Origin of the sequence: Ensifer sp. ENS07 (assembly GCF_014852185.1) — a bacterium.
GTDB lineage: Bacteria > Pseudomonadota > Alphaproteobacteria > Rhizobiales > Rhizobiaceae > Ensifer > Ensifer adhaerens.
The window spans coordinates 164,305-190,523 of record NZ_JACVBE010000015.1 but is presented as its reverse complement, the minus strand read 5'-3'; the positions used below and the strand labels follow the sequence as shown (position 1 = coordinate 190,523).

The window sequence follows — 26,219 nt, the reverse complement described above, 5'->3', positions numbered from 1 at the left end:
CATGAGTTGGGAACTTCGGAGGCTCAATGACCAAGGCTTGTCCGCGTTTCAGCAGTGGCTCGACGATGGAGCGATAGGCGCTGCGCCAGTGGCTTTGCTAGACGGCCCAGAGACTTCTGACAAAATTCTGATCGTAGTCCCGCCTAAGCGAACCAATTTCAGCGACCGCTTGGATTTTGGATGGTATCTCGTTGAATTGCTCAAGAGCCTCAATGGTCGGACAATTTCTGGCGACATAAATCTTTGGTCATCCTTGGCACTTTTGTGGTTCGATCTCCTTTGCCCCCCAAATGCAGCAGGAGGCAGGAAACTTGACAAGCAGTATCGATATATCCTCACTGGCAACTTCCAGACCTACTATCGCCACCTCGTCAGGACACCGTGGCAGCTTGTTCGCGATCATGGTGATGACGCGAAATTCATGCTCATCCGACCCCGGGAAGTCTCTCATCCCTTGAGCGTTCACGGCGAAATCCTTGAACAATTTGGAGGCCGGCAACGTGTTCTGGGCAGCAAGCCGATTATACGTGCTGCAAACAAGCTCTATCTCGACCCCTTGAGCCAAAGACCAAGAAAGGGTGTAGCCGGAGCTGGACCAGGTGCCGCTCTTCGATTCGGAAAAGTTGTACGCCAGCTTGATCTGACTTTCGACCCCGAGGTTATGTCGCCGGATCAGTTTATAGCCATTCTTCCCAAAGAGTTCGGAAAATGGAAGAAGGCCTTGACGGCAACCCTAACGCCGACGCTGGCGGCCGCCGCTGAATAACGCAGCAAAGTTTTCAAGAGAATCCCCTTTTCTGAGAGGATTGGCTAAGGTTGAAAAGAATATTTCTTGTCGACAGCGGACTTTGTTCAAGACCGTATTGAAGCATTCATCTTGCTGGGAGGACGCGTGAATATTGCATCAAACATTGCCAATGGAATAGGCATTCCTGGAAATATTACCTATTTCACGACGAAGAGATTTGACGAGTCACTTAGCCGAACTTTCCTTAGCGGCGGCCAGCCGCAAAAAAAGGCTCTTAAAGTCAGAGCTGTTCTAGGTAGTCTGCGCGAGGCAAATCCCTTCTTGGGCCTTCCTGTTACCAATCATGGCGAAACCCGTATTGAAAACGCTGTAAAGTATGATCTAGGCGATGGATGGCGTCTTGTTACTCAACAGACCGAAAAAACATGCCTGTTCCTTTTTGTCGGCGACCACGAAGATGTCGACAGATGGCTAAATAATCAAAAGGGAATGAAGCCGGCGGTCAAGGACCTTCGAGCTGTCCTCGTGCCTGGCCTTGGTGGAGACGTTATTCACGCGAACCAGATTCGCGCTGAACATCACGACAAGCCGCTTGTCGAGCGGCTCGATACCGAAGCTATGGATCATGTTCTGGACGGGCTCAGCCGTAGTATAGCCAGAAAGCTGGAAGCTTTGGATGCGCGCTCCACAACCTGTGAACTCGAAGCACTTCTGCCAGACATACCAGTTGAGAAAACAGAGTTGATACATTCAGTATTCAACTTGCTTCTAGCAGGAAACTACGACGGTGCGCAGGCGCACGTCGACCTTAGTATGGGTCGTATCGGGCTGCTCGAGGATGTCAGTGACGTCGAAATGCTTGAAGTGGAGGATGGTGAAGATATACGCCGCCTACGCCTCGGGTCTGCTGAATATGAAGCTTGGCTTGCTGCGTTCGAAAAACGTTCCAGCTGGCAGGAATGGTTTTTGTATCTACACCCGGAGCAGGAGAAAGTCGTCAATGCCGATTATGCAGGTGCCTCACAGCTATCCGGTGTATCAGGGGCAGGCAAAACCTGCGTTGCTGTCAGACGTGCACTTCGGCTAGCGGAACACGACGGCTCCAAGGTACTTGTACTCACCCTGAATCGAAGCCTCGCTGGTCTGCTAAGCCAGCTAGTTGAGGCGGCATGCACCAACAAAGCGGTACGGGACAGGATAGAGGTCACTTCATTTTTCCAACTCGCCCAGCGTCTGTTGCAGGATTTTGAACCCCACAACAACCGACACTATGTGGATGTGACTTGGAAATCCGGAGAGCACGTAGACCTCGTATTTCGCGAGTACTATCGCCAATGGTTGAACAACGACTCGGCGAAGGTGCTGCTACCGCTTCACAAATCCATGACGACACGTAGTGTTAGCGGAGAAACGTATCTTCGAGAGGAGTTTGACTGGATTCGCAGTGCTATTCCGTCGGATGCGAGGTCCCCTTATCTTGATATCGAGCGCAAAGGACGGAAGTTTCCCATCGCGGCAGAACGTCGTTTGGATATTCTGAAGGGGCTGGATGGGTGGGAGAAAAAAATGACGGACGTTGGAGTCATTGATTACCTCGGCCTGACATCGGCTCTGACGCGGCACATCGATGCAATCAACCCTGCCTACACGAACATATTAGTAGACGAGGCTCAGGACTTTGGCACCACTGAACTGAGGGTCATTCGCAAACTCGTCCCTGTCGGACCGAACGACGTATTCCTGTGTGGCGACATTGCTCAGACTATCCTTCCGAAGCACCGCTCCCTGTCAGACGCAGGTTTCGGAAATGTGTCACGGGAGCGTATCCAGAAAAACTACAGGAACAGTCGTGAGATTTTGAAGGCTGCGTACGAGGTATTGAGCAATAATTTGCACGACGACATGTTCGATAGCGATGATTTGGAAATATTGGACCCCAAGTTTGCAAACTTCAGCGGCTCGGTGCCAATGGCGCTGGCAGCTTCAACCCTGGAGGAAGAAATTGCTTACGCGCGGACATACGCGACATCTGCAATGCAGGCCGGCGCAAAAACCGTCTGCGTAGCCTTCGCGGGTTTCTCGGGGCGAGACGTGACATCTTTCGCAGACAAATGTGGTGTCACTGCGTTGGATGGTGGGTACGATCCCAGTGCGGACTCCCTCGTGTTTTGTGATCTCGAACAGACCAAGGGTTACGAGTTCGATGTCCTGATTATTCTGAATTGCAGACATGGTGTCCTACCCGCGCACGACGTCCCTGAAGAGGAAACATATCGTGCTTCGTGCAAATTGTACGTGGCGATGACGCGGGCGAAGCGGGAGCTGATACTGTCTTTTCACAACCAGGCCAGTCCATGGATTACTGATGTAACAGATACGATCGGAACCGGCCTGTGGAGCGAATTCGAAGTGTTAAACTTGGACCTTCTTCAAGGTGCCCCCGAGGTTCTGCCGGAATTCGAGCCTGATAGGGACATTGACGGTATTGGCAAGCTGACGGGCCTGCAATTCTTGTACACTGCGAATGCGCTCTCTTTGTCACCGGAAGCGCAAGATAAACTGATTGACCTGGTGGACGGCAAGGGCCTACGCGCAGCTGGCGGAGGTCGGCGATTGAAATGGCCGAACATGGCCTCGGTCATGGTTGATCTCAACGAAAGCCGCCGCCACGACGCGCAGTTTGGTCCGAACGTGGCGGCTGAGATACGAAAGGTCGTGTCGATGCCGTGATGATCGTTGTGACTTGTCGCGCACCTCCGCTGCGTCACAGGTTATGTCGCAATATGCGATAGCTTTTGTGGAATTTCGCCGAGTGACCTGTTTGCTTTCAGGGTCGATCGACTTCAATTCCAACCGATCGCAACCTTACTGCTGCGGAGTTCAGCATCGTATCGTCGAACCTATCCGGGTGCCGGAGGGCTACAGCCTCGAAAGTCAGTTCGGGCATCTGGCGCTCAATCAGCATGGAGAAACCCTCCGAGGGCTTTTTCGCGCCAACGATCAAGGACTTGACCGTCTCCAGCTCGCCCACTCGCGCTATCTTTTGGCGTGTTCGTCCCAAGCGCGTTGTCTTCCCACGTTCGTTCGTGAGTGTGCCCTCCAATGCGTGGATGCTTCGCCAAACGTCGTGCTCGAACGAGCCCGGTTTTTCCGAAGGAAGGATTTCATAGAGACGTAGATCAGCTACGCGTGCCACGGCCATTTCACCTTTTTGACGGGCATTTGCAGCGATTTGCCTGAGGCTCTTTGGATCAACACACGTCTCGATCATCTTCAGAACACGTTCGGCGGCAGGGTTGGTCATGGTTCTTCCTTTCTGATCAGGCGACAGGGAGAGACTGTACAAAGCGAGCCAATCGGTCGGCTTCGCGTTCTGTAAGATCGTCGGGCAGTTCGATCGTGACCTGAAGGCCAGGCCGAAGATGGAAACTGTGCTGGAGCGTGCCCACGGCGTTTGCGGGAGCCTCGGCGGCTTGATCTGGGTTTTCCAGGAGATCGATGGCATTTGCTATCCGTTCAATATGCTGAGTGCCAATGTTTGCATCTTTGTTCATCAGATTATGTAAAAATGTTCCACTGATGCCAAGTTTGCTACCCAGCGTGGCGTACGCCATTCCGCTCCTCTCCTTCAGGGCCACAAGGCGTTGAATCGTCTGCGGCGTAAGAGGTCCGTTGGGGGATTGCTGGTATTTCGTAGGATCAAAAGTGGCCATTAGCCGCTCCCCATGCTTGGCTCATCACATCTTGAAGCCAAGTTAATGGAGTAAGGTAATGTTGTCAACTGATGTTCACTGAATAACAGTGATGACTCTTCGATTTCGGCGGGGATCGATTTGTAATGGCGTGGAAAAGGGCGTCTGATTGTGATGCGTCACTGTCGGACCTGTCGCTTAACTCCTAAGTTGTGCGACAATGCATCTCTTTCTGGGAGGTCGGGCCGCCGGCGTGTCGCACAAGTCTGTCGCAAGTAGTAGAATATGCGCGACATGATTTGCGACAAAGGGAGCCATTATGAACATCGGATACGCTCGCGTTTCGACGCAGGGTCAAGACCTCACTCAACAGAGGTCGGCTTTGACCGAAGCTGCCTGCAACCGCGTGTTCGAGGAGAAGGTTTCTGGCGCAAGGAAGGACCGCCCGGAACTCGGTAGGATGCTTGATCACCTTCGACCCGGCGATGTCATCGTAGTAACGCGGCTCGATCGCCTCGCACGATCGACGAGCGATCTCCTCGGCATCACTGAACGGATCAAGGACGCAGGAGCCGGCCTCCGGTCACTGGCCGAACCATGGGCAGATACAACCAGCCCTGCAGGCAAGATGATCCTGACCGTCTTCGCAGGAATTGCGGACTTCGAACGGAGCCTGATCCTTGAGCGGACCAGCTCTGGCCGCGCAGCCGCGAAGGCACGAGGCGTCAGGTTCGGGCCACCGTCGTCGCTCACTCTGGAACAGATTGCCCATGCTCGGGAATTGATCGAGCGCGAAGGAAAACCCGTTGCCGCTATTGCCCGTTTGCTCGGTGTCCATAGGGCCACCCTCTATCGTGCGCTCGCAGCCTGACAGGGAAGACAACTTTGAGCTTCAAGAGCGGCATCGCAAGAGCTCAGCTCGGGACCGCCCTCGATATCTTCATCCGAGATCGAGACCCCTATCGCCATCCATGCGCTGGCGGTGGCAATCAGTCTTTCCAGGGATCGAGGCGCAGCCACGGCAGGAGCATAAACGTCGTCTCCGTCGAGCCGGGGTGGCGGAAGAATGCCGAAATCCTGCGCGTCCTCGAACGGAGCCAAAAACGTTGTGCGCCTACTCTGGCGAGTAGGAATGAAGATGGCTGAAGGCTTCCATGAACGCTTCCTGCAGATGTGCCGGCGGGACAGATAGGAAGGCGCAGGCCACAGGCGCGAAGGCTTCGATAGCTTCTATTGGCGTCTCAAAATTCGCACCAGTCCTTGCGACCGACAGGACTTCGAGGATGGCTTCGATTTCGTGAAACTCGACAGTGTGATTCAGGCGATGACCATACTTGTTCCGGACGGAGTTGAGCTGGATGATGCCCGAGCGCACGAACGCCGCGCTGGATTTGGTGGACGGAAGCAGTTTCGCCTTCTGGGCGAACGATAGCCGCAGCTCGTCGTAGTCCTCAATCCCGAAGTATGTCGGCAGGAAGCTGTTCATGAAATTCTCGACAATCAAATGTGCCCGCAGCACGCGGCCGACTGCCTCGTGATCAGTCGACGCCAGTTCGAGATAGCGTTGATTGTGACGGTCAAAATCGTTCTCGATCTCTTCCCAGTGCGGCTGTAGTATCGCCATCGCTTCTTTGATGCCGTCGATTTCCCGCATGCTCATCCCTCCATTAGACCTTCGGCAGTGATCGGCTCTCCGACCTGCGCAAGGAAGTCCGAACGCTTGACTCGGCCCTTCTCAGATAGGTGGTTTGGGGGACTTTGCGTCCAACGACGCGGCCTTCCGATACGTCCCGGGAATGAAGTTGCCGTATGCGTCGAAACTTGCGCTACCTATACACTCATCAGCGTCGAACAGTTGGTAAGTCACGTGAACCTCACCCGCCACGGGTGCGGGCACTGCTTCGCCTCTATTTAGCGAACTAACCGCGCTGTGCGCTTCCGTGTCACTGACGTGGCTGGAGAAAATGTCTCCATTTGGATGGAATACGAACCATCCAAGGCTATCCCCCACGTCATTAAATAGCTGATCTACATAATACTGCATGATTTGAGCGCCTCGTTGAGTAGTTGCGCCCAGCTATCATCAAATACGTTGACATTCAGTGCATTCGACCGTTAGAACGCCGTGCACAACATTGGTACACACGAGACCAATGCGGCGTCCTGAAATCCCTTGTTTTCTGGGTTTTTTGGCGAGGTAGGCGGGAGTCCCACCCTCTCCGCCATAATCTATCTCACCACCATGTGCTATGCGAAGCAGCCCGATCCAGGGCGGTTCACGGAAGCTTCCGGGGTTCGTTGTTTAAACGCGCGTCTCTATCAACTCGACTTCGGCGTCCAGGAAACAAAATCGCCAGCAGGCTCGATAGCCCTGATATGGCGATCGCGGGTCGTGCGCCGCGTCAAAGGGTGACCCATCTGACAACGCTGTCGCGGCGTTGTCGCCAGCGATTGCGGTTTGCCGAACTATAGCCATCGATGCCGTTGCGAACCGGGCAAGGGCGTCGGCGGCCGGGCTGACGGCACGTTCGTGCTTCCGCGGCGAAACGCAGCTGCGCTAGGCGATTTTCAGCGCCGCGGAAATTTCCGACAAGGTGGCCTTCTCCGCATCGCTGACAGCGACGCCGCCGAAGCCCAGGAAGCCGCCTTCCTTGGCGGCTTCCGCCACCTTCTGGCTGATCTGGTATAGCCATGTGCTGAAGGCTGCGACATCACCCTGCGCCTTGGTCTCGACGAGTGTCCGGGCCTGATTCAGCGTTTCAATGCATCTGGCCTTCATGTCCTCCGGCTTGGCACCCTTGAGTTTCGTCTGCAGCCCATCGCGAGCGGCGGTCCGGCCCTCCGAGGTTTCGAAGTCGGCGACCAGCGCCTTGACGAGCGGGCTTGCTGCGGCATCGGCTTTTGCCTGCAGAAGTGCGCTGCTGTTGGCGATGCCTTCCTTCATCATCCCCCAGAGGCCGCTCGGCTCCGCGGCCGTCACGGCAATGCCGGCCATCATCACGCTCTCCAGGAGCAGCGTCCATTCTTCCGGGGTGAATGTCGATTTGTCGGCCATGGCCGTCTTCCTTCCTATCCGGTTTCGTCGATGACAATCGCCAACGGTCCGTGCGGAATGCAGGGCCGGCAGCTCATGCTGGGGCTGGTTCTTCAGGTCGCCAGTGAGGCGAGCTTGGTCTTCAATGCATCGATTGCGGGTTTCACGATGTCGGAAGCGCCGGGTATCGCAAGCACCTTGTCGAAAAGCCCGTTGAGTGTTGGCATCATCGGCCCGACGAGCGCGGAAAGGGCTGCCTTCTGTTCGGCAGACAGTTGCCCGGTGGCGCCCGTGACTTTGTCGAGCCCGGCTGAAATCTCCTCCAGTTTCGGCAGGGCGGCCGTGGCCGAGGCGGCGTCCGTGACACCGGTCAGCGTTGTCTGCAGGCTCGCCATGCTGTCCTGGACCTGCCGGCCGATGTCGACCCCGCCGACCGTCAAGCTTTGCCCCGCCGTACCAGCCTGTGGCGCGACCTCTCCGCTCGGTCTGCCGAACAGATAGAAGAGCACGGCTGCAAGCGCGAGTACGGCAATCACCCAGTAGAGCCAGTTGCGCGACCCGGACGGCGTCGCCGCCTCGGCTGCGCGCTGACCGGCTCCACCGACGGACGAAGCCGCTGTCGCGGCGCTGCGGGCGACCTGGCTCGCCGAGGCCGCGGCAGACTGTGCCGAAGCGCCGAGCCCGCCGAGCAAGCCTGTTCCGCCAAGCAGTTCTCTTGCGCCGGAGGGCAGGGCGGCCGCGATGTTGTCCTTCTGGCTCGCGAGCAGTCCGGCGATGCCATTGGCGCTGAGATCGCCGCCGCTCTGCCGGGCAAGGCCACCCAGCACGAGGGGAGCAAGCGTCGCCAGCAACGAACCGCTCGCCCGCGGGTCCATGCCGGAGATCCCGCCGATGGCGTTCGCAAGCGCACTGCCGTCCTTTGCCCCGAAGATTGACGAAATGATCTGTGACCCGTTCTGGCTAAGCGTCGCCTGATCGCCTCCCTGAAGCATCCCGATGAGACTGTCGAGCGATCCGCCCTGTTGACTGGCGGTATCGGCGATCTTCTGCGCCCCGCCCGGTTGCGCGGCGACACCCGTCAGTCCCGCCAGCACCGCGGGAATGGCGGCGCTGACGGCGCCCTGCACCTTGCTGCTGTCGAGCCCGAGCGCCGAAGCGATGCGTGCGATCATGTCAGGGGTAAGCATCTGCGCGATATACGAAACAAGATTGCTGGCCATTGGCTTTTCCTCCACGTTGATGTCGTCGGACATCGACGGCGCTCATGGAGCGGTCGTCCGACGGCGCGGCAATTGGCTGCAAGCAATTCGCGTTTATCTGATTGTCGGCCGCGAGGCGGGTTCCTCTGGAACCTTCGGCCCAAAAATATTAGCACTTGTGGATGTAAATGGCCAGTTCTCGGCAACTTGCGGAAACGGCAGAACGTGGCGCATTGAACACGCGCGCTAGTGCGCCAGCATGTTGAGCGGCCCGTGACCCGGCAGCCGAGGCAGGAGGGAAGAAGGCGGACCGTCGGCCGCAGGGCCGGTTTAAGGGTCGCGACGACAGCGCCGCAGGATGCTTGCGGTCACGCGCGGGCCGGCCTGACCTGATGCCCGCACCCATAGTCTGATCCCCGGCCGCGAGGCCAGGGATCCCGTCGGTTTCGCGTTACTTCTTCGGCGATTTCTCCGCCGGCGGCGGTGCCGCCTGCAGGTTGCCGAGCAGCGACGAGATGGCATTTTCACCGTTGAAGCCGGCTTCCTTCAGCAGTTGGTCGACGATCGGCTTGTTGGCCTGGTAGGACAGGAGCTGGCCCGCCAACCCGTCGCCAAGGCCGATGCCGTTTGCAGCACCGTCGCCGCCGCCGTTGCGGCCGAGCATGCCGCCGGTGTCGAAGATGCGGATGTCGGAGATCTTCTCGATCGGCTTGACCGCTTCTGCCAGCGCTTCGGGAATGATGCGGATGCGTTCGCGCAGGATCTCGAATTCAATGATGGCGGAGCTCAGCTTGTTGCGGGCTTCGTTGAGCAGCGCCTCGCTCTCGGCTGCGGCCTTGCCGGTTTCGAGCACGCCCTTCGCCTTGATGATCGCGGCGTCGGCCTCGGCGGTGGCCAGCGTCTTGATCGCATCGGCCTGGTCGAGGGCCGCCTGCTTTTCGGCTTCGGCGCCGACGGTCACGGCGGTCGCTTCGGTTTCGGCGTTCTTGCGGGCGTCGATGACGGCGATCTGGCGTTCGCGTTCAGCGATTTCCACGGCCTTTGCGGTTTCCACCTTTTCTTCCGCGGCAATGGCGAGCGCACGGGCGGTTTCAGCCTGGGCCTTCGCCTCGGACTCTTCCCGGCTCTTGTTGGCAACCGCGATGGCGCTTTCCTGCGAAACGATCTGCAGGTCGCGGCGGGCTTCCGTGTCGCGCTGCTGCACGGCGCGGGTGGCGTCGATGTTGGCGCTTTCACGCGCCTGCTTGGCAAGCGCCTCGCGTTCGGCGATCGCCTGCTCGGCGGCGATGCGAGCTTCTTCCTCGGCGCGCTTGGCCGCCTGTTCCTGCTGCGCGGTTTCGGCGCGGGTGGCGGCCGACTTGTTGGCGATGTCGCGTTCCTGGTTCAGCTCCGCCTCGCGCTTGGTGCGCTCGATCGTCAGCGATTGCTGGCGGGCTTCCAGATCCTTCTGGGCGATCGCGACTTCGGTATCGCGCACGATCTCGTTGCGCTCCTTCTTGCGGCCCTCGGTAATGCGGGTCAGCGCCGCAAGACCATGCGCGTCGAAGAAGTTGTTGGCGTTGAAGTGCTTGATATCCGTCTGGTCGAGACGGGTCAGCGAAACGGATTCGAGTTCGAGACCGTTCGACTGCAGGTCGGCGCCGACCGCTTCCTGCACCGCCTTGACGAAATCCATGCGCTGTTCCTGCAGCGCGTCGAGGCTCATGGTGGCGGCGACCGAGCGCAGACCGTCTACGAACTTGGCCTCGATCAGCACGCGCAGCTGTTCGGCATCGTTGGTACGGTCGCCGAGTGTCTGGGCTGCAAGCGCGATCGAGGAAGCGTCGGGCTTCACGCGCACATAGAATTCCGCGCCGATATCGACGCGCATGCGGTCCTTGGTGATCAGCGCGTCGCCTTCGCCACGACGGACTTCAAGGCGCAGCGTCTTCAGGTTGACGCGGGCGATCGAGTGGAAGATCGGCAGCACGATGGAGCCGCCGTCGAGGACCACCTTCTGGCCGCCAAGGCCCGTGCGCACATAGGCTTCGTCGCGGCTCGAGCGGGTATAGAGCGATGCAAGAACAAAGCCGATGCCGAGGATCAGGACGATGCCGATGCCGGCCGGCACCAAGAGTTCATAAAACATGGTTGCTCCGTGAGACTTTAAGACGTGGAATTTTAAGGATTGGGCGGCGTCAGCAGCTCTGCCGGCGCCGATATCGCAATGAAAATGTTGGAAACGCGGTCGACGACGAGCACCTGCGCGCCGATGGCGATCGGTTGCTCGTTGCGGGCGGCGCGCGCGCGCAGCACATGCCAGTTGCCGTGGCGATCCTTGAGGCGGATGCGTCCCGGCAGGCCCTGGTCCAGTGGGCCGACGGTGACTTCGCCGCTGCGGCCGACGAAATCGCCGAGATCGACGGCATAGCTTTCGTCACGCGGCACGATCTTTGCCACCCATCGGGTCGACATCCGAACTGCGGGCAGCGAGACGGCGAGTGCCGGTAGCGCCGCGACAAGGGCAGGCAGCGGCGCCCACAGGGCCCCGGCCACCGCCTGGATGACAAAACCGATCATCGCGAAGAGGCCGAGGAAAAGCATCAGCAGCACGAGCAGCGGTACGCCGCCGACATTGAACCAGGACATCAGCCCGCCCAATGCGCTGTGGTCGTCCAGCCAGGCCTTGTCGATCGCCTCGCCCAGTGAGAAGCCGAGCAGCAGGCAGAGGAGCTCGATGCCGGTGAAGGCGGCCAACATCACCGCCGCAACCGCGAAGGGTAGGGATTCCGGGGCGAGGAAGAACAGCATCGGCGTCAGTGCTGCTTTGCCTTGAGTGCGGCCAGTCTCGCCTCGATCGCCCGATCGCGATGCAGGCGGTCGAGTTCGTCCAGCTCGGCGCTGTTGCCGTGTTCTCCGCCCGGTACGCCCGTGGCGCGGGAGACGGCGGCAGCGGCGCGGGCGGCACCGTCCACCGGGCTGGGCTTCGCCAGGCCCGAAACCTTGCTCTCGGGGAACTGGGCGATGCTGCGCTTGAGATCGGCGAGCCGCGCCTCGGCCTCGCGGCGGGTGGCAAGCACCGCCTGCAGCGCCTGCTGGCCCTCTTCGAGATCGGTGCGGGCGCCGGCGAGCGCCTTGTCCAGCGCGGCCAGCTGCGATTCCAGGTCGATCTGGCGGGCGACGCCGGCCTTGGCAAGGTCTTCCCGGGCGGCAGAGATGGCGGTGCTGATCTTTTCGTCCAGCTTTTCGAGATCGGCCCCGATTTCGTCGCGGCGGCTGAGGATGCGATACTCCTCGGCGCGTGCCTGGCCGATATCGACCCGGGCCTCTTCGGCGGCCGCGTCGATTTCGCGGAGCGCCTGTTCGACGATCACGATCTTGTTGCTGCCTTCCGCCTTGTCGACGGCGGCATTGGCGAGACCGGCGATCAAGCGGCCCATACGGGATAGGATGCCTTCATTCGTCATCATTTTCTTCTCCGTTCGGTCGGAATGCGTGGTGACGCCAATGTGGATCTGATAGCCGCCTTTCTGTGCAACGAGCTGGGCGGCGAAGATATTCAGAGTGCCCGGCGAATAGCCGGCGACGTCGTATGGGATCGCGACGCGACCACGCACGGTGGCGACGGTCAGATCCGACGGTCCCTTGATTGCGAAAAGCTTGTCGTCCAGCGGCAGCCTTTCGGCATTGGCCTGCTGTCCGCGGTTTGCCGCGAAGTCACGCAGTCCAAGCGTGACCATGCGCGCCGGAAGCCCGGTGCGCTCCCGGACCGTTTCGTAGGCAAGTTCATGCAACGTTACGAGATTGGCGCCCGCCTTTTCGCCGGCGAGTTCATCGAGCATCGCCAGCATGTCGCCGTAGGCAACGAAGGTTTCTTCCAGCGCACGTCTGGCCTCCGCGTCCGGCGCGAGATCGTAGTACAAGATCGACGTGTGGTTGCCCTGAGCCATGAGCAATAACATAAAGCACCACTTTCGTGCTTTCAAGGATTGGCTCAGGTTTAAGTTGCAATTTTCTTCTGCTGAACGCGCGCAACGGTCGCGCGCCGGCAATGCGGGTTGCAGCGGGCGGAAGAGGGGCGCGTTGAAAGCGGACGATGTCCGGCGGGTTCACTCCGCCGCGTTGTTGCGCAACCAGGTTTCCAGCGCGGCAATCACCGAGAGCCGCAGGCTTGCGCCCTTGGACAGGGCGCGGGTGAGGGACAGGTCGTCGCCGGCAAATCCCATCTCGGCCATGATGTCGTTCGCCCGCATCCGGCGGCGATTCATGATCGTGCGGATTTCGGCGATCGTTTCGGGGAGCAGGTAGCGACCGCTGGCAATCGCGGGGGGCGCTGCGAGCGGCGGATCGATATGAGCGTGTGGGGCAAGCCCGTCCGGGCCGCCATTGCTGCTCAGCCACTTGAGGAACGTTTCACGCTCGGTGGGGCTTGCCTTGGTCCAGGAATTCTTGAGCTTGTCGAGGCGCGTGCGCTCGTCCTTAAGCCCTGCCGCGATAAGCGCCTTGCGCAGCGACGGGATGCGGCCGGCGATCAGATCCGCATGGATGTCGGGAAAATCGAGTTTCAGGCGCTGCACGTCCGCGGTTTCGTCGCTCTTGGTTTTCTTCGACATGCTCATTCCCGCGTCGTTCGTCGGCGACATGCTCTAGCGTGCTCGTGCGCCCGGCGCGAGCGAAATAGGTCGCTATCCTCTATCCTTTGTCGGTCGACCCCGTTAGGGAGCGCATGGAGAATAACGCGACGCTGCGTGCTGTGCCCTTCGCCTGATGTCATGCATCCAGCTTTACGCAAGTCCCTTCGCCTATAGTCACCTCAATGGCCGGGATGTGACACGGCGAATGAAGGACAATGATATGTCAAACGATATCGAGCATTACCGCGACCCATCCGACAAGATGGTTGCCCTCTATCTCGCGAACAATGACGGCGACGAACTGACCGATGTCTTGGTCGCCGCGCTTGAAGATGCCTTCCGCATCCTCCGTGACGAGATCTCCGGCGAAACGATGCATTGAGCGGAGCGCGTCTCCTCCACGAACTATTTTTCGAACGTAATCCGCCATCGGTTGCGAATCGAATCAGGGATGTCCTGTTCTGACCGGGTTCCAATCGGCGACGCGTCGGATGTCGGGAGAGTTCGCGGCCACGTATCGCTTGCGCTAGGGGAGGCGCACAAGCATGACATTTTCTATCTGGCATACGGTCATAGCGCTGCTGATTATCGGCGTACCGGTCTGGCTGATCCTTCGGGCGACGACGACTGCCGAACCGGCCTGCTTGCAGGCCGGTGTTTCATTCGATGACCATCGGGCGCGCCGTTCAAGCTTGCTGAAGCAGCGCTTCGGCTGAAAGGGCTGACGCCAGTACGGTCGCATCGGTTCCGTTTCTCCCAACCAGCATCAGTCCGGCCGGCCGCACAAGGCCCGGCATCGGCAGGGTGATAGCGGTGAGATCGAACTGGTTGGCGACCTGGCAGTTGCGCAGCAGCAGGCTCTCCACGCGGTCGTATTCCGCCGCGTCGGTGTCGACGCTTGCGATGGACACGGCCGCAATCGGCGTCGTCGGCAGTGCGATGAGATCGTAGGGCGAGAGCCGCTCGTCCATGGCGGCAGCGAGCGCATGCCGGGTTTGCAGCAGGGCCGAGATCGTCGCGTCGGGCACCAAAAGGCGGCGGCGAAGCGAGAACTTGACCCTTTCGTCGACTGGGACGGCCGCATCACCCAGCCATCCGGCGTGGATACGGCTTGCCTCCAGGCCCGCAATCGAGCCGATCCGCGTCGCTTGGCCGAGCTTCTCGATCAAGTCATCGATGGTGCAGTCGACGATCTTGGCACCCGCTTTGGCCAGTCGGTCGAGGCTTGCCGCAAAGGCGTCGGCGACTTCGGGGGAGAGGTCTTCAAACAGCCTGCCACGGGGGATGCCGATACGAAGATCTGCGACAGGACGGGCGACAAGCGGCCTTGGCTGCTCGCCGGCCATCACAGCATCGGTCGCCGCACAATCGGCAACGGTCCGGGCGAGCGGCCCGAGCGAATCCAGAACCGGCGAGAGCGGAAAGGCGCCATCGAGCGGGATGCGGCTGGCTGTCGGCTTGAAGCCGACGATGCCGTTCAGCGCCGCGGGGATGCGGATCGAGCCACCGGTATCTGAACCGATGGCAATGTCGCAGGTGCCTTCTGCCGCCGACACGCCAGCGCCCGAGGACGAACCGCCGGGGATCAGGCTTTCGTCGGTGGCGTTGCCGGGTACCGGGTAGTGCGGATTGAGGCCGACGGCCGTAAACGCGAATTCGGTCATATGCGTCTTGCCGATAATGACCGCACCGGCAGCACGCAGCCGCTGGACAACGAGCGCGTCTTTTTGGGCCGGCGGCGCGTCGCGCCGGATGATGGAGCCGGCAAGCGTCGGTTCGCCGGCGATATCCAACAGGTCCTTGATTGAAACGATCTTGCCGTCGAGCGGCCCAAGGCTGTCCCCCGCCTGCCGGCGGCGGTCGGCCGCGTCTGCCTCGCTCCGCGCGCGCTCTTCGTAGAGCCGGACAAAAGCCTTTTGCTCGTGCCGACGATTGTTGAGCCGGCTCAGGATCTGTTCCAGGCGGTCGCGGACGGAGACGTTGGCGGCATGGGACACGATGATCACCTGTCGATTTGTGAGGCCACCGAACGGAGGCAGGAGGCGGGTTCGTTGCCCGGATTCACCAGGGCCAACGCTGATCGCCTTTGATAACAGCATTGGCGGAGTTTGCCATCGTCCCATTGTCGCCGCGGCCAGCTCCGGCCTTCACCGAACTGTCGCCAAACCGTTCAAATAGTTTCATGCGCCTGTTACGTCGCTGACACCCAGATGACCAAAGGTCCGGCACGCGCGGTGGCGCTGCCGAATCGGAGGTCTGTTTGGCCGATATCCTCAAGACGCTTTCGAGGCGTTCTTTCCTGCTTTCCGCCGGTGCCGCGGGCTTCGTGGCCTCATCCGGTCTTGCGACACCCTTTTATGCACGCGGCTACGGCCGGCCGGAATTCATTCACGGCGTGCAATCGGGCGATGTCGATACGTCCTCCGGCATGATCTGGACACGGGTGGATCGCCCGTCGAAGGTGTCGGTCGAATACTCGACCACCGAGAGCTTCTCTAACCCCCTTCGCCTTTCCGATCTGACGGCGACGCCGCAGACGGATTGCGCGATCAAATGTTCGCTCGACGGGCTGCTGCCGGACCAGGATATCTTCTACCGCTTCACCGCCACGGATCTCTACGACGTCAACCGCGTCTCCGCGCCGGTCACCGGCCGGTTTCGCACCGCCCCCTTGCGCAAGCGCTCGATCCGCTTCGTCTGGTCCGGCGACACGGCCGGGCAGGGCTGGGGCATTGATGATGTCGGCATGAAGACCTATTCGACCATGCGCCAGCACGAGCCGGACTTCTTCATTCATTCCGGTGACACGATCTATGCCGATAACCCGATCCCCGACGAGATAGCGCTACGTGATGGCGGTGTCTGGAAGAACCGGGTGGTGACGCACGAGAAGCGCGACGTCGCTCGCACGCTGGAAGAGTATCGCGGCCAGTGGAAATACAATCTGCTCGACGACCACGTGCGGCAACTCAACGCCGTGTGCCCCACATTCTATCAATGGGACGACCACGAGGTGCTGAACAACTGGTCGGCCTCGACCGACCTGCGCGACGACGCGCGCTATCCGGAAAAGGATGTTGCCGTCTATGCGGAGCGGGCGGCGCGGGCGTTCCACGAGATGACGCCGATCCGCATGCCGGCAACGCAGCCCGGCCGCGTCTTCCGCAAGATCGGCTATGGTCCGTTGCTCGACGTGTTCTTCGTTGACCTCAGATCCTATCGCGGCGCCAACCAGGGAGAAGACGGCGGCGGCGCCCTGTTCGGCTGGCGGCAGGTCGACTGGCTTAAGCGCGAACTTGCTGCCTCGCGGGCCACCTGGAAGGTGATCGCCTGCGACATGCCGATCGGTCTCGTCGTCTGGGACGATTACACCAACCGGCGCGGTTCGGACGCGATCGCCAATGGCGACAACGGCCCGCCCGCGGGGCGCGAACGCGAATTTGCCGATCTCCTGCGCTTCGTCCGCGACAACGGCATCGACAACCTCGTCTGGCTGACGGCGGACGTGCACTACACCGCCGCGCATCACTACGATCCGGGGCGCGGCGCATTCAGGGATTTCACGCCGTTCTGGGAGTTCGTGTCCGGTCCACTGCATTCCGGCACCTATGGGCCGAAGGAGCTCGACATGACCTTCGGGCCGGAGGTTCGTTTCATCAAGGCATCCGGCGGCGGCATCGACCAGAACCTGCCGCCATCGGCTGGTCTGCAGTTTTTCGGCATCGTCGATATCAACGGCCAGACGCAGCAGATGACGGTGCGGCTGATGGACCGGCAGGACCAGGAACTCTGGCGCGTGACGCTCGATCCGGCCGCAATTGCATGAGGAATTCGGTCGCGGCCAACAGCTTTGCAAACGGCGTTCGTGAGACCCCTGACGAGTGCAAACCCATGGCCTACCGGCATTTGAACACGACGCTCATGCGCGCGCCCCCCTTTCGCAATCGCAAAAAAACCTGTATGAGCGCGACCATTGAAAAAGCGGCGTGGCCCATCGGGGCTTGCCCTGAACCTTCCGAGACGAAAAATGAGCATTCGTAACATCGCGATTATCGCGCACGTCGACCATGGGAAAACGACCCTTGTTGACGAGCTCCTGAAGCAGTCGGGCTCGTTCCGCGAAAACCAGCGCGTTGCCGAACGCGTCATGGACTCCAACGACATCGAAAAAGAACGCGGCATCACCATCCTCGCCAAGGCGACTTCGGTCGAGTGGAAGGGCGTGCGCATCAACATCGTCGACACCCCTGGCCACGCCGACTTCGGCGGTGAAGTCGAGCGCATCCTGTCGATGGTGGACGGTGCCATCGTTCTCGTCGACGCTTCCGAAGGCCCGATGCCGCAGACGAAGTTCGTCGTCGGCAAGGCGCTGAAGGTCGGCTTGAAGCCGATCGTCGCGATCAACAAGATCGACCGTCCGGACGGCCGCCACGAAGAAGTCATCAACGAAGTCTTCGACCTCTTCGCCAACCTCGACGCCTCTGACGAGCAGCTCGACTTCCCGATCCTCTACGGTTCGGGCCGCGATGGCTGGATGAACGTCAACCCGGAAGGTCCGAAGGACCAGGGCATGGCGCCGCTGCTCGACCTGGTGCTGCAGCACGTGCCGGAGCCGACGGTTGCCGAAGGCCCGTTCCGTATGATCGGCACGATCCTCGAAGCCAACCCCTTCCTCGGCCGCATCATCACCGGTCGCGTTCACTCGGGCACCGTCAAGCCGAACCAGGCCGTTAAGGTTCTCGGCCAGGATGGCAAGCTGCTTGAAACCGGCCGTATCTCGAAGATCCTCGCCTTCCGCGGCATCGAGCGTCAGCCGATCGAAGAAGCGCAGGCAGGCGACATCGTTGCGATCGCCGGCCTTACCAAGGGCACCGTCGCCGACACCTTCTGCGATCCGTCGGTCGCCGAAGCGCTGACCGCGCAGCCGATCGACCCGCCGACCGTCACCATGTCCTTCATCGTCAACGACAGCCCGCTTGCCGGCACCGAAGGCGACAAGGTCACGAGCCGCGTCATCCGCGACCGCCTGTTCAAGGAAGCCGAAGGCAACGTTGCGCTGAAGATCGAAGAATCCTCGGAAAAGGACTCCTTCTTCGTATCGGGCCGCGGCGAACTGCAGCTTGCGGTTCTCATCGAAACCATGCGTCGTGAAGGCTTCGAGCTTGCCGTTTCGCGTCCGCGCGTCGTCATGCACAAGGATGACAACGGCCAGATGCTCGAGCCGATCGAAGAAGTCGTGATCGACGTCGACGAAGAGCATTCGGGCGTCGTCGTGCAGAAGATGTCCGAGCGCAAGGCCGAGATGGTCGAACTGCGTCCGTCTGGCGGCAATCGCGTCCGTCTGGTGTTCTTCGCTCCGACCCGCGGCCTCATCGGCTACCAGTCGGAACTTTTGACCGACACCCGCGGCACGGCGATCATGAACCGCCTGTTCCACGCCTACCAGCCCTACAAGGGCGAGATCGGTGGTCGCGTCAACGGCGTTCTGCTTTCGAACGACGCCGGTGAATCGGTTGCCTACGCGATGTTCAACCTGGAAGACCGCGGCCCGATGATCATCGACGCCGGCGAGAAGGTCTATGCCGGCATGATCATCGGCATCCACACCCGCGACAACGATCTCGAAGTGAACGTGCTCAAGGGCAAGAAACTCACCAACATGCGCGCTGCCGGCAAGGACGAAGCTGTTCGCCTGACGCCGCCGATCCGCATGACGCTCGAGCGCGCGCTCTCCTGGATCCAGGACGACGAGCTGGTCGAAGTGACGCCGAAGTCGATCCGTCTGCGCAAGCTGCACCTCGACCCGAACGATCGCAAGCGCTTCGAAAAGGCCCGCACGGCTGGCGCTGCCTGATCGATCCTGATCGATCCTACGACTTTCAGAAAAACCCCGGAGCGATCCGGGGTTTTTTGCTGTGTGTGCCACCGATGGGCGACTTGCGGATAAAGTTAAAAAGGCGTTAACCTTCCATTGGGTGCCGTTAAAGTTGCCTGTGGGTTAACGCAGGCTGGCAACCGGGCGGGATTCCTGTTCGCCTTGTGTGTGTTTAGAGTCGCGAGTCATGAAGACTGTTTCGATAGAGATTCGGCCCGGAGAGCCGCAGGAAGCGTCGGCAATTGCCGATGTGCACCGCGTTTCGTGGCTGCAGACCTATGGCGGTCTCATTCCCCATCGTCCGCTCGTTCAGATGGTCAATCGCCGTGACGAGACCTGGTGGCGCAAGGCGACCCGCGGTCCTGCCACGCTGCTCGTCGTCGACGTCGCCGGAACCATCGCCGGCTATGCAACGCTCGGCCTCAGCCGCGCCAAGGCCCTGCCGCAGGAAGGCGAGATCTACGAGATCTACCTGAGGCCGGAATACCAGGGCATCGGCCTCGGGCGCATTCTCTTCGGCGAGGCCAAGAGCCTGCTGCGTTCGCTCGGCTGTCGTGGCCTCGTCGTCTGGTGCCTCGAAGACAGCGAGCATGCCTACCAGTTCTTCCAGGGTGCCGGCGGCACCGATATCGCCGAAGGCATGGAAGATTTCGGCGACAAGCACCTGAAGAAGGTCGGCTTCGCCTGGAACTAGGCCCGACGCCTCCGCGACACTGAAATCAAAGACTTACTCAGGCAGTTCGTTGTTGGGATCGGCCGCCTTGTCGCCCCGCGTGCCGTGATAGGCGGGCTTGTCGACGCCGCAGCGGAAGGTCGGTGCCACCTCGTCGGCGATCTTGCGGGCGAATGCATTCGTATCGGGATTGGCAAGCGCATCGACATAGCCGGCGACGCAGCCCTTGCCGTCATCCTTCTCGGCCACCTTGGAAATGACGAGCACCTGCCCCTGAAGTGCAGGAACCGAAGCGCCGGACGCGTCCGTGTTCTCGATGAACCAGCGCAGGATCGTCGCTACGGCCTTGCCATCCTTGGCAACCCGCCACTCCACGGTCGTGCCGGCGTGGTTGAATGGAATGAAACTCTCGAAAGCGTCGTCGGCATAGCGCTGGTTCAGGTGACCGAACGAGACACTCTGGCGGATGTCGGCTTCCTTGAAGCGAACGGGATAGTCCGCATGTCCGGGGCAGGTCATCAACGCGTACATGCCCTCTTCTTCGGCGATCGTCTTGCACTTGTCGCGGCCGATGTCGGTATAGACGCTCTCATTGGCCAAGACGGGGCCGGCGGACAAAAGCACCAGCGCCAGGCATGCAACCCTTCCGTTCATACGAAACTCCCTCAAACGCGATTGGCAGACCTGTAGAGGTCGATGGGCAGGCGCAAAACGACCGGTTGAATCTGCGCTACGGACGAAAGTTATGTTGCATCGCGGCATGTTTCCCTTTATCCGACGGGCAAACTTCTCAAACCGACCCTGGAGTAGATCCATGCGCATCGACGCGATTTCCATCGGAAAGAATCCACCAGAAGATGTCAACGTGATCGTTGAGGTTCCCGTCGGCGGCCATCCGATCAAGTACGAGATGGACAAGGAAGCCGGCACGCTGGTCGTCGACCGCTTCCTCTATACGCCGATGACCTATCCGGGCAACTACGGCTTCGTGCCGCATACGCTCTCGGACGATGGCGATCCGATCGACGTTTTGATCTGCAACACCCGTCCGCTGGTTCCGGGCTGCGTCATCAATGTGCGCCCGATCGGCGTGATGATGATGGAAGACAATTCCGGTCAGGACGAGAAGATCATCGCCGTTCCGTCGGGTCACCTAACGCAACGCTACGACAAGGTTCACGAATATACCGACCTGCCGGAAATCACGCTGAAGCAGATCGAGCACTTCTTCGAGCACTACAAGGATCTGGAGCCCGGCAAGTGGGTGAAGATCTACGGCTGGAAAGATGCTTCCACCGCCCGCCAGTTGATCAAGGAAGCCGTCGAGCGCGCCAAGGGCGCCAAGTAAGCTCTATCTGCCGGCCAGTTCGGCAAGGCGTTTCATCAGATCCTCCGGGTCGCTCTCGATCCGGAGGATTTTTTTGCGCTGCGTTTCGCCTGAGATGAGGGAGAGCTTGCTCTTGGCAAGCCCGAGCGTCTTGGCAAGAAAGGCAAGCAGTGCCTGATTGGCCTTGCCTTTCTCCGGGACCGCGCGGACGCGCACTTTCAGATATTCTTCGCCATCAGCAGCCGCTTCCAGCCCGTCGATGGCATCACGGCCGCCGTTCGGCGTCAGGCGCACCGTCAGGCGAACATGGTCGCCATGCGCGGTGAAGGCCGTGCTACTCACCCTGCACCTGGCCGGCCGTCGTCAGCCCAGCAAGGCCGGCGCGATCGTCGTGTTCAGGAAAAGCTGGATGAAATAGAGGATTACCAGAACGACCAGCGGCGAAAGGTCGACGCCGCCCATGTCGGGCAGGATGCGGCGGATCGGGCGGTAGAGCGGCTCGGTCAACTGGTAAAGCGAGCGGCCGATCATGTTGATCGCCTGGTTGTTCACGTTGATGACATTGAACGCGTAAAGCCAGGAAAAGATGGCCGACGCGATGACCAGAAACCACGCGATGTTGATGATGAAGTTCAAGGTGCCGATAACAGCAAGCATGCCGGTCTCCAAATCGTTATTGACAGACATGTAGACATTGAGACCTAAACGAGCAAGTACGCCGGTTTATCGGGCGCGATCATGTTTAACGTGTGGCCGCTCGACAGTCGGTGCCGACGAAAGCATGTCGCGATCCTTCAGATGCGCTGCCTGCCTTTTGAATATTGACGTTTCACTTGTCGTTATCGCAAAACCGCGACCCAGTTTTGCGCGACCCGCTTCAGGAGCGACTTCCTCATGTCCGCCGTCCATGCCTCGCATCGTTTTGCCGCGTTTCGGCATGTCGGCTATCGTCGCTACTTCTTCTCGCGCTTCCTCGCCTATTTCGCGATCCAGATCATCTCTGTCGCCGTCGGCTGGCAGATCTACGATCTGACGCGCGATCCCTTCGATCTCGGCTTGATCGGCCTTTTCCAGTTCCTGCCATCGCTGGTGCTGATCCTCGTCACAGGATCCGTGGCCGACCGCTACAACCGGCGCATGATCATGGGCGTCTGCATGGTGGTCAGCACGCTTTGCGCAGCGGCGCTGCTCGCGCTGACAGTGACCGGGCTGTTTTCGCCGTGGCCGGTCTATGCGGTTCTCGTGGTCTTCGGCATCGAACGTGCGTTCCTTGCGCCCGCGTCGCAATCGCTGGCACCAAACCTCGTGCCCCCGGAAGATCTGCCCAACGCGATTGCCTGGAACTCCACCTCCTGGCAGACCGCGATGATCGTCGGCCCGGTCGCGGGTGGTCTCATCTACGCGCTCGGCGCGGTCTTTCCTTATGCCATCGGCTTCTGCTTCTTCCTCGCCTCCGCATTCATGGTCTTTGCCATTCCGAAGCCGGCGACGCGCACCCAGGCCTCGGCGCAAAGCTGGCAGACGATCACCGCCGGCTTCCGCTACATCAAGGCGGAGAAGGTGGTGCTCGGCGCCATATCGCTCGACCTTTTTGCAGTGCTGCTCGGCGGCGCCGTGGCGCTGATGCCGGTCTTTGCCCGCGATATCCTCGACCTCGGCCCCTGGGGGCTCGGCCTGTTGCGCGCGGCCCCGGGTGTCGGCGCCGTTGCCATGGCGGTCTGGCTGGCGGCGCACCCGATCCGCCATCGCGCCGGTTTCTACATGTTCATCGGCGTGGCGCTCTTCGGTCTCGGCACCGTTATCTTCGGCCTTTCAGCGACCCCCTGGGTCTCGATCGCGGCCCTCGTCGTCATGGGTGCTGCCGACATGGTATCGGTCTATGTGCGCGAGACGCTGATCACGCTCTGGACGCCGGACGAACTGCGCGGCCGGGTCAACGCCGTCAACATGGTCTTCATCGGCGCGTCGAACGAACTTGGCGAATTCCGCGCCGGCATGATGGCGTCCGGCTTCGGCGGGGTCTTTGCCGTCGTCTTCGGTGGCATGGGCACGCTGCTCGTCTCAGGGCTTTGGGCGCTTGGCTTTCCGCAATTGCGCAAGATCGATACGCTCGACGTGCCCGATCACCACAAGTAAGCGGTGCGAGCGGACAGCACGTTACACGCTTTCCGCCTTTTCTCCCGGCCGTTCATCGCGCAGGAAGATCAACTCAAGGAAGTTTTCCATCCAGGTGCGCAGCGGCCCGTCGTGCTGCATGCGTCCGTCGAGATGGGCCTTGCCCACCTGGGCACCGGGCATCTCGAAGCGATGGGCGCCGTGCACCACCCAGCGATGCATCATCGCGCGAGTGAGTTCGCCGTGGAACTGGATGCCCCAGGCATTGTCGCCATAGCGGAAGGCCTGGTTGGGATATGTGTCGCCGGTTGCGAGCAACTCGGCACCGGAAGGCAGGTCGAAGCCTTCGCGGTGGAAATGGTAGACCATGGCCGGCCAGTCCATCAGCGCCTTGCCGGCCTCGGTCGCAACCAGCGGATACCAGCCGATCTCGGTCATGCCCTCGTGATGGGGTGCCACCGAGCCGCCGAGGTTGCGCGCCAGCATCTGCGCGCCGAGGCAGATGCCGAGATAGGGCTTGTTTTCCTTGAGCGGCACGGAAAGCCAGTCGATCTCGCGGCGGACGAACTCTTCCTCGTCATTGGCGCTCATCGGACCGCCGAACACGATCGTGCCGCTGTGCCGTTCCAGCGTTTCCGGCAGATCGTCGCCGAGCGCCGGACGACGGATGTCGAGCCCAAAACCCTTCTGCTCGAGTATCTGGCCGACGCGGCCGGCGCTCGATCGCTCCTGATGCAGGATGATCAGGACGGGTTTTCGGGCGCTGTCGTCGGGCATCGGCATTTCAGTTATCCTGTTGTGACTCGGCTTTCTCGACCGTGTCGCTTCTGGCCGCCGCCTCCTGGCGCTGCAACACCCGGTCGCGACCGGAAACGCCGAGCAGATCGGCAATACGCCAGATCACGTGATCTTCCATCTCACTGCGCTCGCCATCGGCATAGACGACGTCCCAGAGCATGCCGACGAGTTCGACGCGTTGCTCCTCGGAGAGGTGACGCTTGAGCTCGGCGGTGAATTGGTAGAAGTCGATCGCCTCGCTCTCGGCAGTCTCGCCGGCTGCGATCAAAGCGGAGAGCGAGGCATCGTCGAGCTTGTAATGCTCCTTGATGACCTTGCGCATCTTGCGCCGCTCGGACGCGAGGATCCGGCCGTCGGCCTCCATCACCTGGAAACAGAGAGCGATGACCGCCACGCGCGGATCGCCATGCTCTATGCGCTTCGCCGGGCCGGTCAGACCATCGAGAAACGTCCGTAAGCGTTCAAACATGTATTTTGCCACAGCCCCTTGAGAACTCAGAACAATCGGAAAGTCGTCTTTTCCGGCGCCTTCTCGCCAGCGGCCGGATCGCGCACGCCGGGGTCATCCGGCGGGCGGCCGAAGAAGGGATCGGGCCTGTGCTCGCCATTCGCACCCTCTTCCTTCTCCGCCTTGACCGGAGGCTTGTCGGCAACCGGTTCCGGCGCCTTGCGTTCGGCGACCTTGATCGGCTGCGGTGCCGGACGCGGCTCCTCGCGCTCGGCCTCCAGGATCACCGGCGTCTCACTGCGCCGGGCTGCGGGTGCGGGCTGGTGCACATGCGCCTCCACCACGGCGGGCAGGCTGCGGATCGCCTCGTCGGCGTTCGACTGGTCGTGGTCGACGGTGGCCGAAAGCGTATGCGGTGGCGCTTTCCATTCAAAGGCATCGAGCCGGCCGCTCACCGGCGAGACCGGCAGCCAGGTCGGCGAGGTCACGCCGTCGGCGGTCCAGGCCGGATCGCGCGGGCTCTTCAGCGCCTGCGCCATCCAGTGACGGATGCGGCCCTCGTCGCCGGTGTCGGCCTCTTCGATGTCGGCAAGCAGCAGGAAGATGCTCTCGGTCGGGTCGAGCCGGGCGGCGGCTTCCGCCTTGGTGCGCGCCAGAAGCAGTTCGCGCGCTTCGAGCGCGGCTTCGGCGACGGCAGCCATCGCCACGGCATTGTTGGGCTTCAAGGCTTCGAGCTTGCGCGCCCGTTTCAACCGGTCGACCGCAGTGTCGCCGCCGCGGGCGCGCACGTAGAGCCGGGCCACGTCCGGATGCGGCTCGTGCTTCCAGTTCTTCTCCAGGATCGAGGTGCCCTTGCGCAGGTTGTCCTCGCGAAACAGCGCCTTGGCGGCCGTCAGCGCCGCCGGCACGAGATGTTCGTCGAGCTTCAGCGCGGCAAGCGCATCGTCCCGCGCACCTTTCACGTCGCCCTCGAGCTTCGTCATTGCGCGCGCCGTCAGCAGCACTGCCTTCTTGCGATCGGCTTCCTTGCGATCGACCACGTGGGCGACACGGCTCTGGTCGAGCAGACGCAAAGCATCGTCCCACTGTCCCGCTTGGCTTTGGCTGTCGAGGGTTGCAAGCGCTGCCCAGGGCAGGTGCGGCGACTTTTCGGCGGCGCGCTCGGCATATTGCCGCGCGGCCTCGTGGGCGCCGAGCCGCTTGGCCTCGAGATAAAGGCCGCGAAGCCCGAGTTCGCGCGTCTCCGGATCGTCGGCCATCAGCTCGAACTTGCGGCGGGCGTCGTCGTACTTGCCTTCGATCAGTGCGGTCTGGGCTTCGAGCAGGTGGATCAGCGGTTCCTGGTCGGCGCTGATCAGGCCGCGGGTGCGGGCGGTCATCTTGCGGGCAAGATTGGCGTCACCGGCGCCGGCGGCGATCAGGCCGGTCGACAGCGCCTGGTAGCCGCGGTCGCGCTTGCGGGCGCGGAAATAGCGGGTGACCGTGTGCGGCGAAAGCCAGATGGTGCGCACCAGCCAGACGACGATCAGCACCGCGGCAATCAGCGAGATCAGCAGCGATGCCGCGCGCATCAGGCTCATCTCGATCAACTGGCCCTGCCAGACGACCGAAAGTTCGCCCGGCCGGTCGGCGAGCCAGGCGAAGCCGAGGCCGAGACCAAGCACGATCAGGATGAAAATCAGAATGCGGATCATATC

The 26,219-nt window shown here is 61.0% G+C and carries 26 protein-coding genes; 10 read left to right on the top strand and 16 right to left on the bottom strand.

Going from position 1 to position 26,219, the window contains the following annotated elements; all coding sequences use genetic code 11:
• The first annotated feature begins 1 nt into the window (after window position 1).
• Both IB277_RS31810 and IB277_RS31805 read left to right on the top strand, forming a co-directional pair.
• Complete coding sequence (locus IB277_RS31810) at window positions 2-766, top strand: hypothetical protein (RefSeq protein WP_192372599.1); 765 nt, start codon at window positions 2-4, stop codon at window positions 764-766.
• A 66-nt stretch (window positions 767-832) separates the two neighbouring features.
• Window positions 833-3,478 carry a 3'-5' exonuclease gene (locus tag IB277_RS31805; RefSeq protein WP_192372597.1) on the top strand — a complete coding sequence of 882 codons (2,646 nt, stop codon included), beginning with the start codon at window positions 833-835 and terminating at the stop codon, window positions 3,476-3,478.
• 97 nt (window positions 3,479-3,575) lie between these two features.
• On the opposite strand, the gene IB277_RS31800 is transcribed toward IB277_RS31805, so the two are convergent.
• A complete protein-coding gene (locus IB277_RS31800; RefSeq protein WP_192372595.1) occupies window positions 3,576-4,052 on the bottom strand; it encodes a hypothetical protein in 477 nt (158 codons plus the stop codon).
• A gap of 16 nt (window positions 4,053-4,068) precedes the next feature.
• The gene (locus IB277_RS31795) at window positions 4,069-4,461 is read right to left on the bottom strand and encodes a helix-turn-helix transcriptional regulator (protein ID WP_192372594.1); all 393 of its coding nucleotides are present in this window, start codon (window positions 4,459-4,461) and stop codon (window positions 4,069-4,071) included.
• A 298-nt stretch (window positions 4,462-4,759) separates the two neighbouring features.
• On the opposite strand from IB277_RS31795, the gene IB277_RS31790 reads away from it, so the two are divergent.
• Complete coding sequence (locus tag IB277_RS31790) at window positions 4,760-5,311, top strand: recombinase family protein (RefSeq protein WP_192372592.1); 552 nt, start codon at window positions 4,760-4,762, stop codon at window positions 5,309-5,311.
• Window positions 5,312-5,554: 243 nt separating this feature from the next.
• On the opposite strand, the gene IB277_RS31785 is transcribed toward IB277_RS31790, so the two are convergent.
• From IB277_RS31785 to IB277_RS31755, 7 genes are all read right to left on the bottom strand, one after another.
• Window positions 5,555-6,094, bottom strand: a complete 540-nt coding sequence (locus tag IB277_RS31785; RefSeq protein ID WP_192372590.1) for a hypothetical protein — start codon at window positions 6,092-6,094, stop codon at window positions 5,555-5,557.
• Between the two features lie 903 nt (window positions 6,095-6,997).
• Window positions 6,998-7,495 carry a hypothetical protein gene (locus IB277_RS31780; RefSeq protein ID WP_090295283.1) on the bottom strand — a complete coding sequence of 166 codons (498 nt, stop codon included), beginning with the start codon at window positions 7,493-7,495 and terminating at the stop codon, window positions 6,998-7,000.
• Between the two features lie 92 nt (window positions 7,496-7,587).
• The gene (locus IB277_RS31775; protein WP_162731864.1) at window positions 7,588-8,694 is read right to left on the bottom strand and encodes a DUF937 domain-containing protein; all 1,107 of its coding nucleotides are present in this window, start codon (window positions 8,692-8,694) and stop codon (window positions 7,588-7,590) included.
• Window positions 8,695-9,124: 430 nt separating this feature from the next.
• Entirely contained in the window at window positions 9,125-10,801 is a 1,677-nt protein-coding gene (locus IB277_RS31770) for a flotillin family protein (RefSeq protein WP_060611126.1), read from the bottom strand.
• Between the two features lie 32 nt (window positions 10,802-10,833).
• Window positions 10,834-11,463: an OB-fold-containig protein gene (locus IB277_RS31765; protein ID WP_090295287.1), complete on the bottom strand. Its 630-nt coding sequence runs from the start codon at window positions 11,461-11,463 to the stop codon at window positions 10,834-10,836.
• A gap of 5 nt (window positions 11,464-11,468) precedes the next feature.
• Window positions 11,469-12,614 (bottom strand): PspA/IM30 family protein, encoded by a 1,146-nt coding sequence (locus IB277_RS31760; protein WP_244546727.1) that lies wholly within the window; start codon window positions 12,612-12,614, stop codon window positions 11,469-11,471.
• A gap of 147 nt (window positions 12,615-12,761) precedes the next feature.
• A complete protein-coding gene (locus IB277_RS31755) occupies window positions 12,762-13,265 on the bottom strand; it encodes a hypothetical protein (RefSeq protein WP_034803102.1) in 504 nt (167 codons plus the stop codon).
• Between the two features lie 241 nt (window positions 13,266-13,506).
• Between IB277_RS31755 and IB277_RS31750 the strand changes: the two genes are divergently transcribed.
• On the top strand, window positions 13,507-13,668 hold the full coding sequence (locus IB277_RS31750; RefSeq protein ID WP_090295460.1) for a hypothetical protein: 162 nt from the start codon (window positions 13,507-13,509) through the stop codon (window positions 13,666-13,668).
• Window positions 13,669-13,831: 163 nt separating this feature from the next.
• Window positions 13,832-14,002: a hypothetical protein gene (locus IB277_RS31745; RefSeq protein WP_162731863.1), complete on the top strand. Its 171-nt coding sequence runs from the start codon at window positions 13,832-13,834 to the stop codon at window positions 14,000-14,002.
• Here IB277_RS31745 and IB277_RS31740 read toward each other — a convergent pair.
• Complete coding sequence (locus tag IB277_RS31740) at window positions 13,973-15,283, bottom strand: amidase (RefSeq protein ID WP_244546728.1); 1,311 nt, start codon at window positions 15,281-15,283, stop codon at window positions 13,973-13,975. The genes IB277_RS31745 and IB277_RS31740 overlap by 30 nt on opposite strands.
• Window positions 15,284-15,546: 263 nt before the next feature.
• Here IB277_RS31740 and IB277_RS31735 point away from each other — a divergent pair, with 263 nt between their 5' ends.
• The 3 genes from IB277_RS31735 to IB277_RS31725 all read left to right on the top strand — a co-directional run bounded on the left by IB277_RS31735 (window position 15,547) and on the right by IB277_RS31725 (window position 19,855).
• Complete coding sequence (locus IB277_RS31735) at window positions 15,547-17,112, top strand: alkaline phosphatase (RefSeq protein WP_110818902.1); 1,566 nt, start codon at window positions 15,547-15,549, stop codon at window positions 17,110-17,112.
• 201 nt (window positions 17,113-17,313) lie between these two features.
• On the top strand, window positions 17,314-19,140 hold the full coding sequence (gene typA / locus IB277_RS31730) for a translational GTPase TypA (protein ID WP_034802622.1): 1,827 nt from the start codon (window positions 17,314-17,316) through the stop codon (window positions 19,138-19,140).
• Window positions 19,141-19,348: 208 nt separating this feature from the next.
• Window positions 19,349-19,855, top strand: a complete 507-nt coding sequence (locus IB277_RS31725; RefSeq protein WP_034802619.1) for a GNAT family N-acetyltransferase — start codon at window positions 19,349-19,351, stop codon at window positions 19,853-19,855.
• A 33-nt stretch (window positions 19,856-19,888) separates the two neighbouring features.
• Here the strand turns inward: IB277_RS31725 and IB277_RS31720 are convergent, their stop codons facing one another.
• Window positions 19,889-20,488 carry a hypothetical protein gene (locus IB277_RS31720; protein ID WP_090295293.1) on the bottom strand — a complete coding sequence of 200 codons (600 nt, stop codon included), beginning with the start codon at window positions 20,486-20,488 and terminating at the stop codon, window positions 19,889-19,891.
• A 160-nt stretch (window positions 20,489-20,648) separates the two neighbouring features.
• Between IB277_RS31720 and ppa the strand changes: the two genes are divergently transcribed.
• Window positions 20,649-21,182 carry an inorganic diphosphatase gene (ppa, locus tag IB277_RS31715; RefSeq protein ID WP_034802613.1) on the top strand — a complete coding sequence of 178 codons (534 nt, stop codon included), beginning with the start codon at window positions 20,649-20,651 and terminating at the stop codon, window positions 21,180-21,182.
• 3 nt (window positions 21,183-21,185) lie between these two features.
• On the opposite strand, the gene IB277_RS31710 is transcribed toward ppa, so the two are convergent.
• Both IB277_RS31710 and IB277_RS31705 read right to left on the bottom strand, forming a co-directional pair.
• Window positions 21,186-21,503, bottom strand: a complete 318-nt coding sequence (locus IB277_RS31710; protein ID WP_090295297.1) for a DUF167 domain-containing protein — start codon at window positions 21,501-21,503, stop codon at window positions 21,186-21,188.
• 21 nt (window positions 21,504-21,524) lie between these two features.
• Window positions 21,525-21,818: a YggT family protein gene (locus IB277_RS31705; protein ID WP_089044330.1), complete on the bottom strand. Its 294-nt coding sequence runs from the start codon at window positions 21,816-21,818 to the stop codon at window positions 21,525-21,527.
• Between the two features lie 237 nt (window positions 21,819-22,055).
• Between IB277_RS31705 and IB277_RS31700 the strand changes: the two genes are divergently transcribed.
• On the top strand, window positions 22,056-23,297 hold the full coding sequence (locus IB277_RS31700) for an MFS transporter (protein WP_060521413.1): 1,242 nt from the start codon (window positions 22,056-22,058) through the stop codon (window positions 23,295-23,297).
• A 21-nt stretch (window positions 23,298-23,318) separates the two neighbouring features.
• Here IB277_RS31700 and IB277_RS31695 read toward each other — a convergent pair whose 3' ends face one another.
• Genes IB277_RS31695 through IB277_RS31685 form a run of 3 tightly spaced genes read right to left on the bottom strand, consistent with a single transcriptional unit; the run spans window position 23,319 to window position 26,216 of the window.
• Entirely contained in the window at window positions 23,319-24,059 is a 741-nt protein-coding gene (locus tag IB277_RS31695) for a glutamine amidotransferase (RefSeq protein WP_371589731.1), read from the bottom strand.
• Between the two features lies 1 nt (window position 24,060).
• A complete protein-coding gene (locus tag IB277_RS31690; RefSeq protein WP_090295299.1) occupies window positions 24,061-24,543 on the bottom strand; it encodes a TerB family tellurite resistance protein in 483 nt (160 codons plus the stop codon).
• 26 nt (window positions 24,544-24,569) lie between these two features.
• Window positions 24,570-26,216, bottom strand: a complete 1,647-nt coding sequence (locus IB277_RS31685) for a heme biosynthesis protein HemY (protein ID WP_090295301.1) — start codon at window positions 26,214-26,216, stop codon at window positions 24,570-24,572.
• Window positions 26,217-26,219 lie beyond the last annotated feature (3 nt).

Coding starts and splice junctions, on each gene's coding strand:
- IB277_RS31705 (WP_089044330.1), bottom strand. CDS start 21,818: ATGCTTGCTGTTATCGGCACCTTGAACTTCATCATCAACATCGCGTGG.
- IB277_RS31690 (WP_090295299.1), bottom strand. CDS start 24,543: ATGTTTGAACGCTTACGGACGTTTCTCGATGGTCTGACCGGCCCGGCG.
- IB277_RS31745 (WP_162731863.1), top strand. CDS start 13,832: ATGACATTTTCTATCTGGCATACGGTCATAGCGCTGCTGATTATCGGC.
- IB277_RS31800 (WP_192372595.1), bottom strand. CDS start 4,052: ATGACCAACCCTGCCGCCGAACGTGTTCTGAAGATGATCGAGACGTGT.
- IB277_RS31795 (WP_192372594.1), bottom strand. CDS start 4,461: ATGGCCACTTTTGATCCTACGAAATACCAGCAATCCCCCAACGGACCT.
- IB277_RS31695 (WP_371589731.1), bottom strand. CDS start 24,059: ATGCCGATGCCCGACGACAGCGCCCGAAAACCCGTCCTGATCATCCTG.
- IB277_RS31700 (WP_060521413.1), top strand. CDS start 22,056: ATGTCCGCCGTCCATGCCTCGCATCGTTTTGCCGCGTTTCGGCATGTC.
- IB277_RS31765 (WP_090295287.1), bottom strand. CDS start 11,463: ATGCTGTTCTTCCTCGCCCCGGAATCCCTACCCTTCGCGGTTGCGGCG.
- IB277_RS31755 (WP_034803102.1), bottom strand. CDS start 13,265: ATGTCGAAGAAAACCAAGAGCGACGAAACCGCGGACGTGCAGCGCCTG.
- IB277_RS31780 (WP_090295283.1), bottom strand. CDS start 7,495: ATGGCCGACAAATCGACATTCACCCCGGAAGAATGGACGCTGCTCCTG.
- IB277_RS31725 (WP_034802619.1), top strand. CDS start 19,349: ATGAAGACTGTTTCGATAGAGATTCGGCCCGGAGAGCCGCAGGAAGCG.
- IB277_RS31810 (WP_192372599.1), top strand. CDS start 2: ATGAGTTGGGAACTTCGGAGGCTCAATGACCAAGGCTTGTCCGCGTTT.
- IB277_RS31775 (WP_162731864.1), bottom strand. CDS start 8,694: ATGGCCAGCAATCTTGTTTCGTATATCGCGCAGATGCTTACCCCTGAC.
- IB277_RS31720 (WP_090295293.1), bottom strand. CDS start 20,488: ATGAACGGAAGGGTTGCATGCCTGGCGCTGGTGCTTTTGTCCGCCGGC.
- IB277_RS31785 (WP_192372590.1), bottom strand. CDS start 6,094: ATGCGGGAAATCGACGGCATCAAAGAAGCGATGGCGATACTACAGCCG.
- IB277_RS31685 (WP_090295301.1), bottom strand. CDS start 26,216: ATGATCCGCATTCTGATTTTCATCCTGATCGTGCTTGGTCTCGGCCTC.
- IB277_RS31770 (WP_060611126.1), bottom strand. CDS start 10,801: ATGTTTTATGAACTCTTGGTGCCGGCCGGCATCGGCATCGTCCTGATC.
- IB277_RS31760 (WP_244546727.1), bottom strand. CDS start 12,614: ATGTTATTGCTCATGGCTCAGGGCAACCACACGTCGATCTTGTACTAC.
- IB277_RS31790 (WP_192372592.1), top strand. CDS start 4,760: ATGAACATCGGATACGCTCGCGTTTCGACGCAGGGTCAAGACCTCACT.
- IB277_RS31750 (WP_090295460.1), top strand. CDS start 13,507: ATGTCAAACGATATCGAGCATTACCGCGACCCATCCGACAAGATGGTT.
- typA (WP_034802622.1), top strand. CDS start 17,314: ATGAGCATTCGTAACATCGCGATTATCGCGCACGTCGACCATGGGAAA.
- ppa (WP_034802613.1), top strand. CDS start 20,649: ATGCGCATCGACGCGATTTCCATCGGAAAGAATCCACCAGAAGATGTC.